Annotated in this window: 14 protein-coding genes; 3 read left to right on the forward strand and 11 right to left on the reverse strand. The window is 37.8% G+C overall.

What is annotated here, in order from left to right; all coding sequences use genetic code 11:
• Window positions 1-71: 71 nt before the first annotated feature.
• Together X953_RS13080 and ptsP are read left to right on the forward strand one after the other, a co-directional pair.
• Window positions 72-986, forward strand: a complete 915-nt coding sequence (locus X953_RS13080) for an alpha/beta hydrolase (protein WP_040955986.1) — start codon at window positions 72-74, stop codon at window positions 984-986.
• Between the two features lie 75 nt (window positions 987-1,061).
• Window positions 1,062-2,771, forward strand: coding sequence for a phosphoenolpyruvate--protein phosphotransferase (gene ptsP / locus X953_RS13085; RefSeq protein WP_040955987.1), 1,710 nt, complete (start codon window positions 1,062-1,064; stop codon window positions 2,769-2,771).
• 108 nt (window positions 2,772-2,879) lie between these two features.
• Here ptsP and X953_RS13090 read toward each other — a convergent pair whose 3' ends face one another.
• From X953_RS13090 to X953_RS13130, 9 genes are all read right to left on the reverse strand, one after another.
• The gene (locus X953_RS13090) at window positions 2,880-3,464 is read right to left on the reverse strand and encodes a nitroreductase (RefSeq protein ID WP_232217687.1); all 585 of its coding nucleotides are present in this window, start codon (window positions 3,462-3,464) and stop codon (window positions 2,880-2,882) included.
• Window positions 3,465-3,521: 57 nt separating this feature from the next.
• Entirely contained in the window at window positions 3,522-4,475 is a 954-nt protein-coding gene (locus X953_RS13095) for a nucleoside hydrolase (RefSeq protein WP_040955988.1), read from the reverse strand.
• Window positions 4,476-4,660: 185 nt separating this feature from the next.
• Window positions 4,661-5,947, reverse strand: coding sequence for a phosphopyruvate hydratase (eno, locus tag X953_RS13100; RefSeq protein WP_040955989.1), 1,287 nt, complete (start codon window positions 5,945-5,947; stop codon window positions 4,661-4,663).
• A 32-nt stretch (window positions 5,948-5,979) separates the two neighbouring features.
• Window positions 5,980-7,518, reverse strand: a complete 1,539-nt coding sequence (gene gpmI / locus X953_RS13105; RefSeq protein WP_040955990.1) for a 2,3-bisphosphoglycerate-independent phosphoglycerate mutase — start codon at window positions 7,516-7,518, stop codon at window positions 5,980-5,982.
• Window positions 7,515-8,273: a triose-phosphate isomerase gene (gene tpiA / locus X953_RS13110; RefSeq protein ID WP_040955991.1), complete on the reverse strand. Its 759-nt coding sequence runs from the start codon at window positions 8,271-8,273 to the stop codon at window positions 7,515-7,517. The genes gpmI and tpiA overlap by 4 nt, the downstream gene beginning before the upstream one ends.
• A gap of 24 nt (window positions 8,274-8,297) precedes the next feature.
• The gene (gene pgk / locus X953_RS13115; protein ID WP_040955992.1) at window positions 8,298-9,479 is read right to left on the reverse strand and encodes a phosphoglycerate kinase; all 1,182 of its coding nucleotides are present in this window, start codon (window positions 9,477-9,479) and stop codon (window positions 8,298-8,300) included.
• Between the two features lie 174 nt (window positions 9,480-9,653).
• Complete coding sequence (gene gap / locus X953_RS13120; protein ID WP_040955993.1) at window positions 9,654-10,661, reverse strand: type I glyceraldehyde-3-phosphate dehydrogenase; 1,008 nt, start codon at window positions 10,659-10,661, stop codon at window positions 9,654-9,656.
• Between the two features lie 48 nt (window positions 10,662-10,709).
• Window positions 10,710-11,729, reverse strand: coding sequence for a sugar-binding transcriptional regulator (locus tag X953_RS13125; protein WP_040955994.1), 1,020 nt, complete (start codon window positions 11,727-11,729; stop codon window positions 10,710-10,712).
• Window positions 11,730-11,872: 143 nt separating this feature from the next.
• On the reverse strand, window positions 11,873-12,121 hold the full coding sequence (locus X953_RS13130) for a glutaredoxin family protein (RefSeq protein ID WP_040955995.1): 249 nt from the start codon (window positions 12,119-12,121) through the stop codon (window positions 11,873-11,875).
• 224 nt (window positions 12,122-12,345) lie between these two features.
• On the opposite strand from X953_RS13130, the gene X953_RS13135 reads away from it, so the two are divergent.
• Complete coding sequence (locus tag X953_RS13135) at window positions 12,346-12,735, forward strand: reverse transcriptase-like protein (protein ID WP_040955996.1); 390 nt, start codon at window positions 12,346-12,348, stop codon at window positions 12,733-12,735.
• Window positions 12,736-12,971: 236 nt separating this feature from the next.
• Here the strand turns inward: X953_RS13135 and X953_RS13140 are convergent, their stop codons facing one another.
• Window positions 12,972-14,501, reverse strand: coding sequence for a cation acetate symporter (locus X953_RS13140; protein ID WP_040955997.1), 1,530 nt, complete (start codon window positions 14,499-14,501; stop codon window positions 12,972-12,974).
• Entirely contained in the window at window positions 14,498-14,854 is a 357-nt protein-coding gene (locus X953_RS13145) for a DUF485 domain-containing protein (protein WP_040955998.1), read from the reverse strand. Before X953_RS13145 ends, X953_RS13140 begins: the two co-directional genes overlap by 4 nt.
• Between the last annotated feature and the right edge of the window lie 68 nt (window positions 14,855-14,922).

Genomic DNA, 14,922 nt, shown 5'->3' on the forward strand with positions numbered 1-14,922 from the left:
GGATAAAGTTGGACAGTTATATTATATCAATTTACTATTATAGTATAACCTAGGTAGAGGATGAGAAAAATATGGAACAGACATTTTGGGTCACGATGAAGGATGGAACCGAGGTTTTTGTGAGAAAATGGTATAAATCGAACACTCAGCCAAGAGCTGCAATTCAACTTTCTCATGGAATGGTCGAGCATATCGGACGCTATCATGAATTTGCAGAATATCTTGTGAATGAAGGTTTTGTTGTCTACGGTAATGATCATCGTGGACATGGCTATACTGGAGAAAAACAAGGACTAATGGGATATTTTGCGGAAGAGGATGGGTTTGCTAAGACGGCTGACGATCTCTATCAAATAACAGAAGTGATTAAGGCTGAATTTCCCTCTATACCAGTATTTTTATTGGGGCATAGTATGGGTTCCTTTTTAGTAAGATATTATTTGCAAAAGTATAGTAAAAATATAAATGGTGTAATATTATCAGGGACTGGATATTTCCCTACAGTACAATCATTGGCCGGTAAGCAATTAGCACAGATGTTGCCACCAAAACAAGAGTCAAAATTAATGAACTCGCTCGCTTTTGGATCATATAATAAGAAAATCAAGAATCAAAACACTAGCTTTGATTGGCTTTCTGGAGATGAGACTGCAATCCAGAACTATATAGATGATCCTTATACTGGTTTTATTCCTACCGCCCGGTTTTTTTATGATTTAATGGATGGTTTAATCCAAATTCATAATCGTAAAGACAATAAACAGATTCGAGCCGATGTTCCTATGCTTATTATAAGTGGGGATGCGGATCCAGTTGGTAATTATTCAAAAGGTATTTGGAAAACAGCTCATATGTTCGAAAGAGCTGGTTTGAAAAACGTAGTCACAATGTTGTTCACAGATGGACGCCACGAGCTGTTAAATGAGAAAAATAAAGAAGTGGTTTTTGAAGCCATTAATAATTGGATAAGTCAAAGTATGAAATAGTTTATGTAACTTGATTCATACATACGAAAGATATAAACTTAGAAGGTAAGCTAAGAAAGAAAGGTTGGGCTATAATTGGCAAATATACAAGGTATCGCAGCATCTTCAGGTATCGCTATAGCTAAGGCATATCATTTGGAAATTCCAGAACTAACATTCGAGAAAGTAACTATAGACAATCCCAATGAAGAAATAGAACGCCTAGATAAAGCGTTGGAGATTTCAAAACAAGAGCTTGAGAAAATAAAAGAGCATGCCCGAAAAGAAATTGGGGAAGAACATGCCGAAATTTTTTCTGCGCATTTATTGGTACTGGGCGATCCGGAATTAATTAACCCTATTAAGGATAAAATAACTTCAGATAATGTTATGGCAGAAACAGCTTTAGAGGAAACTGCCAATATGTTCATAGATATGTTTAAAAATATGGATAATGAATACATGCGTGAGCGTGCTGCTGATATTCAGGATGTAACGAAACGTGTGATGGCACATTTACTTGGGGTTACCTTCCCAAATCCAGCATTGATCGACGAGGAAGTCATTATCATTGCTAATGATTTGACTCCTTCTGATACTGCACAGTTAAATCGTCAGTTTGTGAAAGGTTTTGCTACTGACATTGGGGGACGTACCTCCCATTCAGCAATCATGGCTCGTTCATTGGAAATTCCTGCAATTGTGGGAACGAAGTCTATTACCACCTCTGTAAATAAAGGTGATATGGTGATTGTAGATGGAAATGACGGGATCGTTCTTATCAATCCATCAAATGAAGAATTAGATCACTACCGTAAAAAACAGGAAGAATTTGAACAGCAAAAAGAAGAATGGGCAAAATTAAAAGATGAGCCTACCTTCTCACAAGATGGGGTACAGGTTGAACTCGTTGCAAATATAGGAACTCCTGAAGATATTACAGGCGTAATAAATAATGGCGGCGAAGGTGTCGGTTTATACCGTACTGAATTTTTATATATGGGTAAAAACGAATTACCAACAGAAGATGAACAATTCGATGCCTATAAATCTGTTTTGGAACAAATGGACGGTAAGCCAGTAGTTGTTCGAACTCTCGATGTTGGGGGAGACAAAGAGCTAAATTACCTTGACCTTCCAAAGGAACTAAATCCATTCCTTGGTTTCCGGGCAATTCGCTTTTGTTTAGAAAACGAACATGTTTTCAGACCTCAATTACGTGCTCTCTTACGTGCAAGCATTTACGGCAACCTGAAAATTATGTTCCCAATGATAGCCACTCTGGAAGAATTTCGTCAGGCAAAAAGTATTCTAATGGAGGAAAAAGATAACCTTAGAAGTGAAGGTATTGAGGTATCGGATTCTATTGAGGTAGGTATCATGGTAGAAATACCTTCTACTGCAGTGACCGCAAAACAATTCGCTAAAGAAGTTGACTTCTTCAGTATTGGTACAAATGATTTAATTCAATATACAATTGCTGCAGACAGAATGAATGAGCGTGTTTCTTATCTTTACCAACCATACCATCCGGCAATTCTTAATCTGGTGAACAATGTCATTGAAGCAGCACATAGTGAAAATAAATGGGCAGGAATGTGCGGGGAAATGGCTGGAGACTCTATAGCAATTCCAATTCTACTTGGTTTGGGTTTAGACGAGTTTAGTATGAGTGCTACGTCTATTTTACCAGCCCGTACTCAAATTCGCAGCCTATCCAAAGAAAAGCTGGCTGCTGCGAAAGACAAGATATTGTCTATGAGCACTGCAGACGAAGTTGTTGAATATATAAACACAATAGGATAAATTAAAGAACTAAAGAGTGCTCAGCCATGTTGCTGAGCACTCTTTTCCAGTTGCAGCATATATAGGTTGGGGTTCTCCATTGATTCGCAAAAAGGTAATCTTTGTCTCTTACTCTGTAATAAATTTGATTTTCTGTTCAATTGGTGTTCTTCCTTTATTTCTTGGGATAGCATCAGGATATCCCACTTGCAGAACAGCAGCTATTTTCACATTTTCTCCAAGTCCTATATCCCTGACAAATAATGGATCATGCATATATGGAGTTATTGTCCAAAGCATCCCTACTTCAAATTCCCAAGCAGCTAATTGGGCATTTTGAATAAAAGCGCAAACTGCAGCATACTCCTCCTCATAACGAACTTGATCTTGCTTTCTATCAAAGTAAATGAGCACATGATGAGGTATACCCATAAGGAAATTCCTCATAGATTCCTTCATTTTTACTGTCTTAGGTTCATTATTAGGTTTTATCATCCCGATCCGTTCATAGCTTGATAGAATTGATTGAATAAAACGCTCTTTCCCCTCGTCCTGATAGACAATTAATTCCCACGGTTCTGTCATGTAGTGTGTTGGCGCATAAGATGCATAGGTGAATATTTCTTTTAAAATGTCAGAAGGAATGTTTCTGTGCTTGAATGTATGGATACTTCTACGGTTTTTAAGTGTATGTAAGATAGTAATTGCTTTCACCTCTTTTTCAACTGAGCTTCATTTTAAGCATATCATATATTTACTTTAATATTATAATTAAAAATATCTCCCTGACATGACAGTCATGAAATCACTATAGAACCTTTGATAATTCAGCATAAATGCAATACGATGGGTCTTGGCTTTACTATTTTTATAAGGTCTGATATCTGCAATACTTTGCCCACGCTCCACCCCATCCTTAGTTACTATAATAGTGACTGGAAGTTTTCGATAAGACAATAAATCATCATGCACAATGGCCATTAATGTAACCACATCATGTAAAGGGCTTCCTTGAATAGAAGGATCCCGTTTCTTATAAAAATTATAATAATAATCCAGCATTGGTTTTAGTATGTCTATTTTTCCTGTGCGATCAATATAATTCACCATTTGGGGAGTTGCAATGGCATGTTGAGTAACGTTTAGGGGGATAATAGTTACATTATTAGCATAATTCAGCACAATTGCAGCAGCCACAGGGTCACCATGAAAATTCGCTTCTGAAACAGCAGTGATATTTCCTGGCACCCAAAATGCCCCCCCCATAATATAATAGGCATTGACTGATTCCATTAGTGATTGATATAAAATAAACATAGTAGCAAGTGATGTAAGACGGCCAATATTTACAATTATCAGTTCTCCCCGGTATTTCTCAATGATTTCAACAACCTCATAGAAGTTTTCGTCTACCCCATTTGCTATCTGCAATGGTGGTACAATAGGTCCTAAACCATACTCCCCGTGAATTTCGGTGACAAGTTCTGGCAACTCCCCTGTCATTGGGACAGAAGCACCGGCAATAAAATTTACCTTTTGCAACTCAGGTGTCTGTGGTAATAATTTTTTAACATAGTTTATATTTGCTATTGCGTTTTCTCTTGATATATTTCCGTAATCCGCTACCACAGCTACTATCTCAATTTCTTCTTTAAAATAACCATATAAAAGAGCTACAGTATCATCAATGCCTATATCTCCAAATACAAGTACTTTTTGGGTCATACACTCCCCCACTTTACAGATTTTAGTCTATTATATAGAGTTAACCGCTCGTCTTATGCAATTTGGTTAATTTTACCTTTTAATAGTTCTCGCTGATAAGGAGAAGGTTCGAGGTTTTTGTGCTTTTTGGTCTTTGACCAAAAAGAAAAGAGGCAGACGATTGTCTGCCTCTTTTCATAATTAATTTATTTGTTTAAATTGTAAAAAGCACTTAGACCAGCATATTCTCCCATACCAGACAATTCATCTTCAATACGAAGTAATTGGTTGTATTTAGCTACTCGGTCTGTACGAGATGGAGCACCAGTTTTAATTTGTCCGGCATTCGTAGCTACAGCGATATCAGCAATAGTTGCGTCCTCCGTCTCCCCGGAACGATGAGAGATGATGGCAGTATAACCAGCTCGTTTTGCCATTTCAATTGCTTCAAAGGTTTCTGTAAGTGTTCCAATTTGATTTACTTTAACTAAAATAGAATTCCCTACACCTTGCTCAATACCTTGAGCTAGTTTAGCTGTATTTGTTACAAACAAGTCGTCACCTACAAGCTGCACACGATCACCAAGACGCTCTGTTAATAACTTATGACCTTCCCAGTCATTTTCATCCAAGCCATCTTCAATAGAGATGATTGGATACTTATTAACCATTTCTTCATACCAATCAACCATGTCAGAAGAAGTACGAGTGACACCTTCCCCTTTAAGATTATATTTTCCATCCTCATAAATTTCAGAAGCAGCTACATCCATTGCTAATTTAATTTCTTCACCTGGTTTGTAGCCAGCAGCTTCAATTGCTTCTACGATTGTTTGTAGTGCTTCTTCATTGGACCCGAGATTCGGCGCGAAACCACCTTCGTCACCCACTGCAGTATTATAGCCTTTTTTCTTCAATACATTTTTTAAGGAGTGGAAAATTTCTGCCCCCGTACGTAAAGCTTCCTGGAAGGTTGAGGCTGCCACAGGCATAATCATAAACTCCTGAATATCAACATTATTATCCGCATGTTCTCCTCCATTGACAATATTCATCATCGGAGTTGGTAGAGTTTTCGCATTAAAACCACCCAAGTAATTATATAAAGGAATTTCAAGGTAACTTGCTGCTGCATGTGCTGCAGCCATGGATACACCTAGAATAGCATTAGCACCCAGTTTACCTTTATTTTCAGTACCATCCAATTCAATCATTAGTGCATCAATAATATTTTGACGCGTTACATCAATTCCAATTAATTCAGGTGCAATCACTTCGTTTACATTCTGAACAGCCTTCAAAACGCCTTTACCTAAATAACGATCCTTATCGCCATCACGTAATTCAACGGCTTCGTATTCCCCAGTTGATGCTCCACTAGGAACAAGAGCTGCTCCAAAGGCACCTGACTCGGTAAACACTTCAACTTCCACTGTTGGGTTTCCGCGTGAATCTAAAACTTCTCTAGCATAAACATCGGTAATATATGGCATGAAAATCTCTCCTTTTGTCTTATATGATCAATTTATTTTTTTATTAAAGATGTTCCTGTCATTTCGTCCGGTTTCTCGATATCTAAAAGATCAAGTAATGTTGGGGATAGATCAGCAAGAATCCCTCCATCACGTAACTCAGCATCTTCTCTTGTTACAATAACCGGTACTGGGTTTACCGTATGAGCTGTCATTGGATCTCCATCTAGTGTGACAACTTCATCTGAATTCCCATGGTCAGCAGTAATTATAGCACTACCTCCAAGTGAAGTAATTTTATCTATGATTTTGCCCAGACATTCATCTACGGCTTCAATAGCCTTAATAGTCGGTTCCAGTTTACCTGAATGTCCAACCATATCGGGGTTGGCAAAGTTTAGTATGATCGCATTTTGTTTACCACCATCCAACTCTTCCAGCAATGCATCCGTTACTTCATATGCACTCATTTCAGGCTTAAGATCGTAAGTAGCTACCTTTGGTGAATTAATAAGAATTCTTTTTTCACCAGGGAACTCTGCTTCTCGTCCACCACTCATAAAGAAAGTGACATGTGGATACTTTTCTGTTTCAGCAATCCGCAACTGGTTAAGGTTGTTTTGAGATAAAACCTCCCCAACCGTATTATCCAGGTTAACAGGTTCATATGCTACATAGCCATCGACTGTCTCACTGAAATTTGTTAACATAACAAAATCTAAATTCTTTGGTACATGTTCTCCCCGATCAAAATCATGAAAGTCCTCATTTGCAAAGGTGCGAGAAATCTGTATCGCACGATCAGGGCGGAAATTGTAAAAGATGATAGAGTCTTCATCTTGAACTTTGCCTACAGGCTCGCCATCCTCATCAGTGATAACTGAAGGAATTACGAATTCATCATAAATGCCGTTTTTATAGGAGTCGTTGATCACTTCATATGGATCGGAATATGATGGTCCTTCGCCATAAACCATTGCATCATACGCCTTCTTCACCCGATCCCAACGTTTGTCACGGTCCATGGAATAATATCGGCCTGAAATGGTGGATAGTTTGCCAACACCCAATTCTTTCATTTTATCTTCTGTTTGTTTAATATATTTCTCTGCTGTTTGTGGCCCAACGTCTCGTCCATCCAAGAATGCATGCACAAATACTTTTTCTAATTCGCATTCTTTAGCTAATTTCAGTAGTGCAAATAAATGGTTGATGTGACTGTGGACTCCACCATCAGATAATAATCCAAATATATGCAGGGCTTTACCTTTCTCTTTTGCATGGTTAATTGATTTTAAAAACGCTTCTTTTTCAAAAAAATCGCCTTCTTTAATGGATAGATTGACGCGAGTTAAGCTCTGATAAACGATCCTACCGGCACCAATGTTCAAGTGGCCCACTTCTGAATTTCCCATCTGACCTTCTGGTAGACCAACAGCTTCTCCACTTGCTGTTAGTTGATTGTGGGGATATTTTTCCCAAAGACGATCAAGATTAGGTGTATTTGCTTGTCTTACAGCATTTCCACTTACTTCATCTCGCAGGCCAAGCCCGTCAAGAATAATTAAAGCGGCCAATTTATTTTGCTTCATTTCGTACCAGCCTCCACAAGCTGTAGAAAGGAATCAGCTTCTAAACTAGCTCCTCCAACCAAAGCTCCGTCAATATCAGATTGGCTAAGTAATTCATCGATATTTGCTGGTTTTACGCTACCTCCATATTGAATAATAACTTTTTCAGCAATCTCTTCAGAGGTAATTTTCTTAATCACATTTCGAATATGTGTACATACTTCATTAGCTTCTTCACTAGAAGCTGTTTTACCAGTACCAATTGCCCAAATCGGCTCATAAGCAATAATTGTTTCGGCAATTTGCTCTTCAGATAGACCTTTTAATGCTTCCTTTACTTGGTCTTCTACGTGATTCATCGTTTCATTAGCCTCACGCTGTTCTAATGTTTCTCCAACACAAACGATAGGAGTCAGACTTTGTTTAAAAGCAGCATGTACTTTTTTATTAACCGTTTCATCTGTTTCAGCGAAATATTCTCTGCGTTCTGAATGACCTAGTACTACATGGGTAACACCTAGATCTTTTAACATTAGAGGGCTTACTTCTCCTGTAAAAGCTCCACTTTCCTCAAAATGCATGTTTTGTGCAGCGACCATCACATTTGTTCCTTCTGCCTGTTCAACCAATGATGAAAGGAAGGGAAATGGTGGGCAAACGATCATTTCTACTTTGTCACTGTCTGGCGCCTTCTTTACCACTTCATCCATAAAACTTTTTGCTTCAGAAATTACTTTATTCATCTTCCAATTACCTGCGATTACTGTTTTTCTCATTTTTTCACCTCTCCTTTACGTCGTTTATTTATTATCAAGTGCTTCTACTCCAGGAAGTGCCCTTCCTTCCATAAATTCCAAAGAGGCCCCGCCTCCTGTAGAAACATGATCCATTGCTTGTGCAAAGCCAAATTTCTCCACAGCTGCTGCTGAATCTCCGCCTCCAATTACTGTATAACCTTCTGTTTTAGCAAGTGCTTCAGCCACTTCTCTAGTACCACCAGCGAAGGCATTCATTTCAAATACACCCATTGGGCCGTTCCAAATTACCAACTTGGATTCTGCAATTATTTTTCTGTATAGTTCTCTCGTTTTTGGTCCAATATCCAGTGCTTCCCAATCAGAAGGGATCTTATCAATGTCCACAATTTGGGTATTGGCAGTCTCAGAAAAATCATCAGCCACTACTGCATCCTCTGGTAAAACTAAATTGACACCTTTATCGCTAGCTTTAGCAATAAAGTCTTTAGCCAAATCTATTTTATCTTCCTCTAACAAAGATTTACCAATTTCGAATCCTTTTGCTTTGATAAATGTATAGGCGAGCCCTCCACCAATAATTAAATGATCAACCTTATCAAGTAAATTATTAATCACATTGATTTTGTCTTTTACTTTTGCTCCGCCAATAATAGCTGTAAATGGTCGAGCAGGATTTTCTAGTGCTTTGCCGAGTACTTCTATTTCTTTCTGCATTAAATAGCCTGCTGCTGAAGGCAGTTTCTCGGCAACACCTGTAGTAGAAGCATGAGCACGGTGGGCTGCACCAAACGCATCATTAACATAGACATCAGCCATCTCAGCAAAGGCCTGAGACAAGCTTGGGTCGTTTTTTTCCTCACCTGGATCGAAACGCACATTTTCAATTAACACGATATCTCCATCACTGACCTGAGAAATCGCTTCATTAACCTCTTTACCATAAACAGCATCTGTTTTTACTACTTCCTTACCAATCAAGTCACTTAATCGCTTTGCTACAGGATCAAGTCTTAATTCTTCGACAACTTCTCCTTTTGGCCTACCAAGATGACTTGCGAGGATCACAATAGCTCCTTGTTCGGAAAGGTAATTAATTGTAGGTAAAGCAGCTTTAATTCTAGTATCGTCTGTAACTTCTCCATTTTTCATTGGAACATTAAAATCTACACGACAAAGAACCTTTTTACCTTTTACATTAAGTTCTTCTAATGTTTTTTTGTTCATTTTTACACCCTCCTAGATCATCTCTATGTATTCGTATTTCCTTATAGGTTTTCCCCTAAAATACGTTCATTAACCATTATAATCGATTAAGAGTGTGAACGCTCGTATTGTGAAATTCGGTTCACAGGAAAGCAAAAATGGAAGAGGATCAGCTCCTCCTCCATTATTTTTTACTTATAGTCCTTGTTTTTTTAAGAATGCAGCTAAATCAACACAACGTGAAGAATAACCCATTTCGTTATCATACCAAGAGATAACTTTTACCATATTGTCTTCAAGAACCATTGTTGAAAGTCCATCTACAATGGAAGAATGAGTGTTACCAACAATATCTGTTGATACAAGTGGCTCTTCGCTATATTGCATAATTCCTTTCAGATCTCCATTTGCTGCTTCTTTTAATGCTTCGTTAACATCTTCAGCTGTTACATTTTTATCTAGTTCAGCAACAAGATCCACAAGTGAACCATCTGGAGTTGGAACACGTACAGCCATACCATTTAACTTACCATTAAGCTCTGGCAACACTTTTCCAACTGCTTTGGCAGCTCCAGTTGTTGTTGGAATAATATTTTGTGCTGCTGCACGCGCACGGCGATAATCCTTATGTGGTAAATCAAGAATTTGCTGATCATTTGTATAGGAATGGATGGTAGTCATTAAACCACGCTTAATTCCGAATTTATCATGCAATACTTTAGCATAAGGAGCTAAACAGTTTGTCGTACATGATGCGTTTGAGATGATATTATGCTTCGCAGGGTCATATTCACTATCGTTTACTCCCATTACTAGAGTTAAATCTTCATTTTTACCAGGAGCGGAGATAACTACTTTTTTCGCACCAGCATCGATATGCTTCTGCGCATCTTCTCCATTTGTGAATCGTCCTGTGGATTCAATTACTACTTCTACTCCAAGATCGCCCCATCCTAGATTTGCAGGATCACGTTCTGATAAAACTGTTATTTCTTTTCCACCTACAACTAGGTTAGAACCATTTACATTAATTTCTTCATCCAATTTTCCGTGAACAGAATCATATTTTAAAAGGTGTGCCAGCATGTTAGCATCTGTAAGGTCATTTACTGCTACTACTTCCACTTCATCATTTTTAAGAGCCTGACGAAAAACGTTACGCCCAATTCTTCCAAAACCATTAATTCCTACTTTTACTGCCATGTTAATTCCTCCTAAAAAATTAGTTTTATATTAAAAGGGAAGCTTCCCCTAAATATCTAAAATTTCTTTTGCCGCTGCTTCATCAGTAATTAATAAATTACTTTTTCCTTGTTTAAAATACGACGCAATAGCTTGGCCTTTAGACTTTCCTCCAGCTATCGTAATAACATTTTCCACAGCTTGCAAATCATCCAACTGTATACCAGCTGTACGTACTTTGTGTACAACATTTCCTTCTGCATCAAAGTAATATCCAAAAGCCTCACTGATTGCATTATTTTTCACGAGTAATGCGGAAACATCTTCGGTAGTTTTCCTGCGAGTTGCCATGGTCAATGCATCACCGATACCATGCAATACAATATTGGCTCCCTTAATCTGGGTTAATATATCACTTACAGAAGGTTCATTAATAATTGAATTATAAGCTGATTCACTCAATGGGTCTGGAACATATAGCAGGCGATACTCCCCTTTCGATTTCCCGGCCATTTCTGCAACAATTGTGTTTGCCTGGTTTTCTACTTTTTCCCCGATACCTCCTCGCGCAGGAACGAAGATATAATCTGGATTTTTTCGTAAAGGGTGCATAACTTGAGCAACAGCAGCCATTGTTGTGCCTCCTGTTACAGCAATCGTACTTTGATTCTGTAAAATCTCCTTTAGGTAAGAGACACATGCTTTACCCATTTCTTGTTTTACCCAGTCATATTGATCACTATTCCCGGGAATAATAAGGATATTACCTACATTTAATTTATCCTTCAATTGGCTTTCCAAAACATGGAGACCTTTTATTTCACTAATAAATCCAGCCATGCGCTCTAAAAGTAATTTACCCTCTTTGGAAATAAACATTCCCCTCGAGGTAATTTGAACAAGGCCTTGTTTTTGCAGGAAATCTATTTCACTACGCACACCTCGCTCAGTGAGACCTGTGTTCTCTGCCAGGGTACGCCTTCCAACAGGTTGAAATAAATCTACACTGTTTAGGACGGAGTATCTTTGTTCCATTACATCCAGAAGATCAGGCAAAAGTAACTTTTGTAATTCAATAAGTTCTCTCATTAAAAGGCTCCTTCTCGCTGGTCTTTTTTTGTCCCGGATGGTTATATTATGTCCCAAAGTGAGTAAAAAAAACAAAAACTTTGATTACAATGTCAATTATAGCATAGATAGATATAGTTACAAATAATATGCAGGGAAAACTCTTATTTCCCTGCATATTTCTTTATTGCTTGCTCAAGCGAATCGATATTAACTTCTTCACAATCTAACGTGATATCATTTATCTTTACGAAAGGAATTAATAATTGATATCGCTCCAGCCAATCATCATTTGTATAGATATCCCTCTCTTCTATTTCAAAAGGATAATCATGTTGAAGCATATGTAATAACGCCTTCGCATCATCACAAAGGGAGCAAACTTCTTTTGTGTAAAAAACGACTTTTAACATGGGCTTTCTACTCCTTCTGTAATTAGGTTTACAAAGCTCTCTTGACAATTTATTTTGCCACACTTAAGCTTTTCTGTCACTTGACTTGTTATATAATTTTTCCCTTTTAATAAAGATTGATGGCTGCCAATTTAATTTTTTCTAACAACATGTTGCTTTACTGCGAAGTTCTTTCTTCTTAATATAATAATAAAAGTAGATATAGTTGAAGGGGTGAGTGGATAATGATTTTAGTATATACAGATGGAGCTGCAAAGGGTGATCCCGGAATTAGCGGGGCAGGGGTGTTTATTAAATCTGGTGATGAGCACTTAGAGTATTCAATTCCTTTAGGGATTCTATCAAACCATGAGGCTGAATTTCATGCCGTGCTTCAAGCTTTAAAAATATGCAGGAAGGAGTTCCCAGCATCTATTTTATCCTTCCGATCGGATTCCAAACTGGTCGTTGACACAATTGAAAAAGATTATACTAAAAATACTATCTATCGTTCTCTTCTTGAACAAATTAGGGAGGAAGCAAAACACTTCCCCCACTTTTTCATTAAATGGATACCGGAGAAACAAAACGCAAATGCTGACAAATTGGCTAGAAAAGCCCTTTATCTAGAGTGAAATTATATTTATCAATGTATCTATTCATGAAACATTTTATAAAAGTAGTATAGAGGCTGGGACATAACTAAATAACGCATTCTAAAAACGAACGACCTAAAGTGTGGGAGTCCCGCTCCGGAAAAACGCTTCGCTAATTTGTTTCAAAAAGAAATCCGAACCATAATTCATTAGTATTACGAATTGGCTCGAATTTTCAATGTATAAAATTCTTTTGTCCCAGCCTCTTCTATTTTTTATTCTCTGAAGCCTGTATTTGCTTTTACCTTTACTTCTGCATATCGTTTCATATCTGTTGTTTTTGATAATACTGTTCCAACATATCCTCCAATAAAGCCCAGAGGTACAGATATAATTGCTGGATTAGTTAATGGAAATAGTGGTTCACCAACAAAAATTGCGGCACCTTCTACTGGTGAAAATACATTTGGACTCATGGAAACTAGGATAAGAGCTGAAATTAGTCCGAACGCCATGGCACTGAGTGCGCCTGATGTGTTAAATCGCTTCCAATATATTGTGTAGAGAATGACTGGCAGATTCGCACTTGCTGCCACACAAAATGCCAGTGACACAAGGAAAGCTACGTTCATTGTTTGCGCAAACAATGCAAGCAAAATGGAAAAAACCGAAACTCCTAACGATGCATAACGGGCTGCAAGCATTTGCTGCCTGTCTGAAACTTGTCCCTTTTTGATGATTTGTCCATAAATGTCATGAGCAAATGCCGAAGCACCTGATAGAACAAGCCCAGCCACTACTGCCAAAATTGTAGCAAATGCTACAGCAGAAACGAAAGACATGAGAAAATCTCCACCGAGCGCCTTGGCCAATAATGGTGCAGCCATATTCCCAGCCGGGTTCGCTTCTGTAATTATTTCGTTCCCAACAAACGCTGCTGCTCCAAATCCCAAGAATATCGTAAGTACATAGAAGATACCAACAATCCATGTTGCAGTTACTACAGAGCTTCTTGCAGTTTTGGCGTCTTTTACGGTAAAAAAACGCATTAAGATATGTGGCAGGCCAGCGGTCCCCAAAACTAATGCAAGCATCAAAGATATAGTATCCATTGGATCTGTGTATTTTAATCCTGGATTAAGATAATCTCCACCATGGCTTGTAACTGTTTTCATTTCACTAAACATATACAATAAATTAAAATTAAATTTAGCTAATACCAGAACTGCTATAATCAATGTACCAATCATAAGGAGAACAGCCTTTATAATTTGTACCCAGCTAGTTGCAGTCATACCTCCAAACAGGACATAGATGGTCATCATCACACCAACTATAAGAACGGCAATCCAATAGTCAATACCAAATAATAATTGTATAAGTGCACCTGCTCCAACTAACTGGGCAATCATATAAAATATAACGATGGTTATTGTGCTTAAAGCAGCCATTCCTCTTACTTTTTTTGCATCAAATCGAGCATTTATCATATCAGCAAGCGTATATTTACCTAGATTCCTCAGTGGTTCTGCAACTAAAAACATCACGACCAAGTAAGCAATTAAAAAGCCAATACTATAGAAAAAACCATCGAAGCCATAAAGAGCGATTGCACCAGCTATCCCAAGAAAAGAAGCTGCTGACAAATAATCTCCTGAGATTGCCAAGCCATTCTGCCAGCCCGTAAGCCCTCCTCCCGCTGTGTAAAAGTCTCCTGTTGTTTGTGTCCGCTTAGCTGCAAAATATGTAATTACTAATGTTGCGATTACAATAATTAAAAATAGAGTAATAACAGTTAAATTCACTGCGTATTCCCTCCTTCATTAAGTTGCTCATCAATAATTCTTTTTGACTGTTTATCGAAAGAAGCAGACTTTTTCACATATACAATGCAAAGTACCCATGTCATGATAAACTGCGCAAAAGCAAATACCCATGCCCAGGAAATCTCTCCTACTGCAGGTGAATTAAGTATGGTTGAATAGGAAGTTAAAACCGGAAGAGCAAAATAAAACAGAAGAAAAAACACTGTTAAAGGAATAATAAATTTTTTCCTTTCCCGAATAAGTTTCTTAAAAGATCTGCTTTCAGAAACGCGCTCATATACTGTTGAGCTTTGGTCACCCTCACTCTTTTTGACACCGCTTTCAAAATTCATCTTCATCCTCCTTCACTTTTTTAAACATAAACTAGTTTAATACATAATTTTCAATAGTTTAATAATAT

It is taken from the genome of Virgibacillus sp. SK37 (genome assembly GCF_000725285.1).
In the GTDB taxonomy this organism is placed as follows: domain Bacteria; phylum Bacillota; class Bacilli; order Bacillales; family Amphibacillaceae; genus Virgibacillus_Q.

What these genes read in the sequence shown, in the direction of transcription:
- X953_RS13080 (WP_040955986.1), top strand. Translation starts at nt 72, where the DNA reads ATGGAACAGACATTTTGGGTCACGATGAAGGATGGAACCGAGGTTTTT.
- X953_RS13095 (WP_040955988.1), bottom strand. Translation starts at nt 4,475, where the DNA reads ATGACCCAAAAAGTACTTGTATTTGGAGATATAGGCATTGATGATACT.
- eno (WP_040955989.1), bottom strand. Translation starts at nt 5,947, where the DNA reads ATGCCATATATTACCGATGTTTATGCTAGAGAAGTTTTAGATTCACGC.
- gpmI (WP_040955990.1), bottom strand. Translation starts at nt 7,518, where the DNA reads ATGAAGCAAAATAAATTGGCCGCTTTAATTATTCTTGACGGGCTTGGC.
- tpiA (WP_040955991.1), bottom strand. Translation starts at nt 8,273, where the DNA reads ATGAGAAAAACAGTAATCGCAGGTAATTGGAAGATGAATAAAGTAATT.
- pgk (WP_040955992.1), bottom strand. Translation starts at nt 9,479, where the DNA reads ATGAACAAAAAAACATTAGAAGAACTTAATGTAAAAGGTAAAAAGGTT.
- gap (WP_040955993.1), bottom strand. Translation starts at nt 10,661, where the DNA reads ATGGCAGTAAAAGTAGGAATTAATGGTTTTGGAAGAATTGGGCGTAAC.
- X953_RS13125 (WP_040955994.1), bottom strand. Translation starts at nt 11,729, where the DNA reads ATGAGAGAACTTATTGAATTACAAAAGTTACTTTTGCCTGATCTTCTG.
- X953_RS13130 (WP_040955995.1), bottom strand. Translation starts at nt 12,121, where the DNA reads ATGTTAAAAGTCGTTTTTTACACAAAAGAAGTTTGCTCCCTTTGTGAT.
- X953_RS13135 (WP_040955996.1), top strand. Translation starts at nt 12,346, where the DNA reads ATGATTTTAGTATATACAGATGGAGCTGCAAAGGGTGATCCCGGAATT.
- X953_RS13145 (WP_040955998.1), bottom strand. Translation starts at nt 14,854, where the DNA reads ATGAATTTTGAAAGCGGTGTCAAAAAGAGTGAGGGTGACCAAAGCTCA.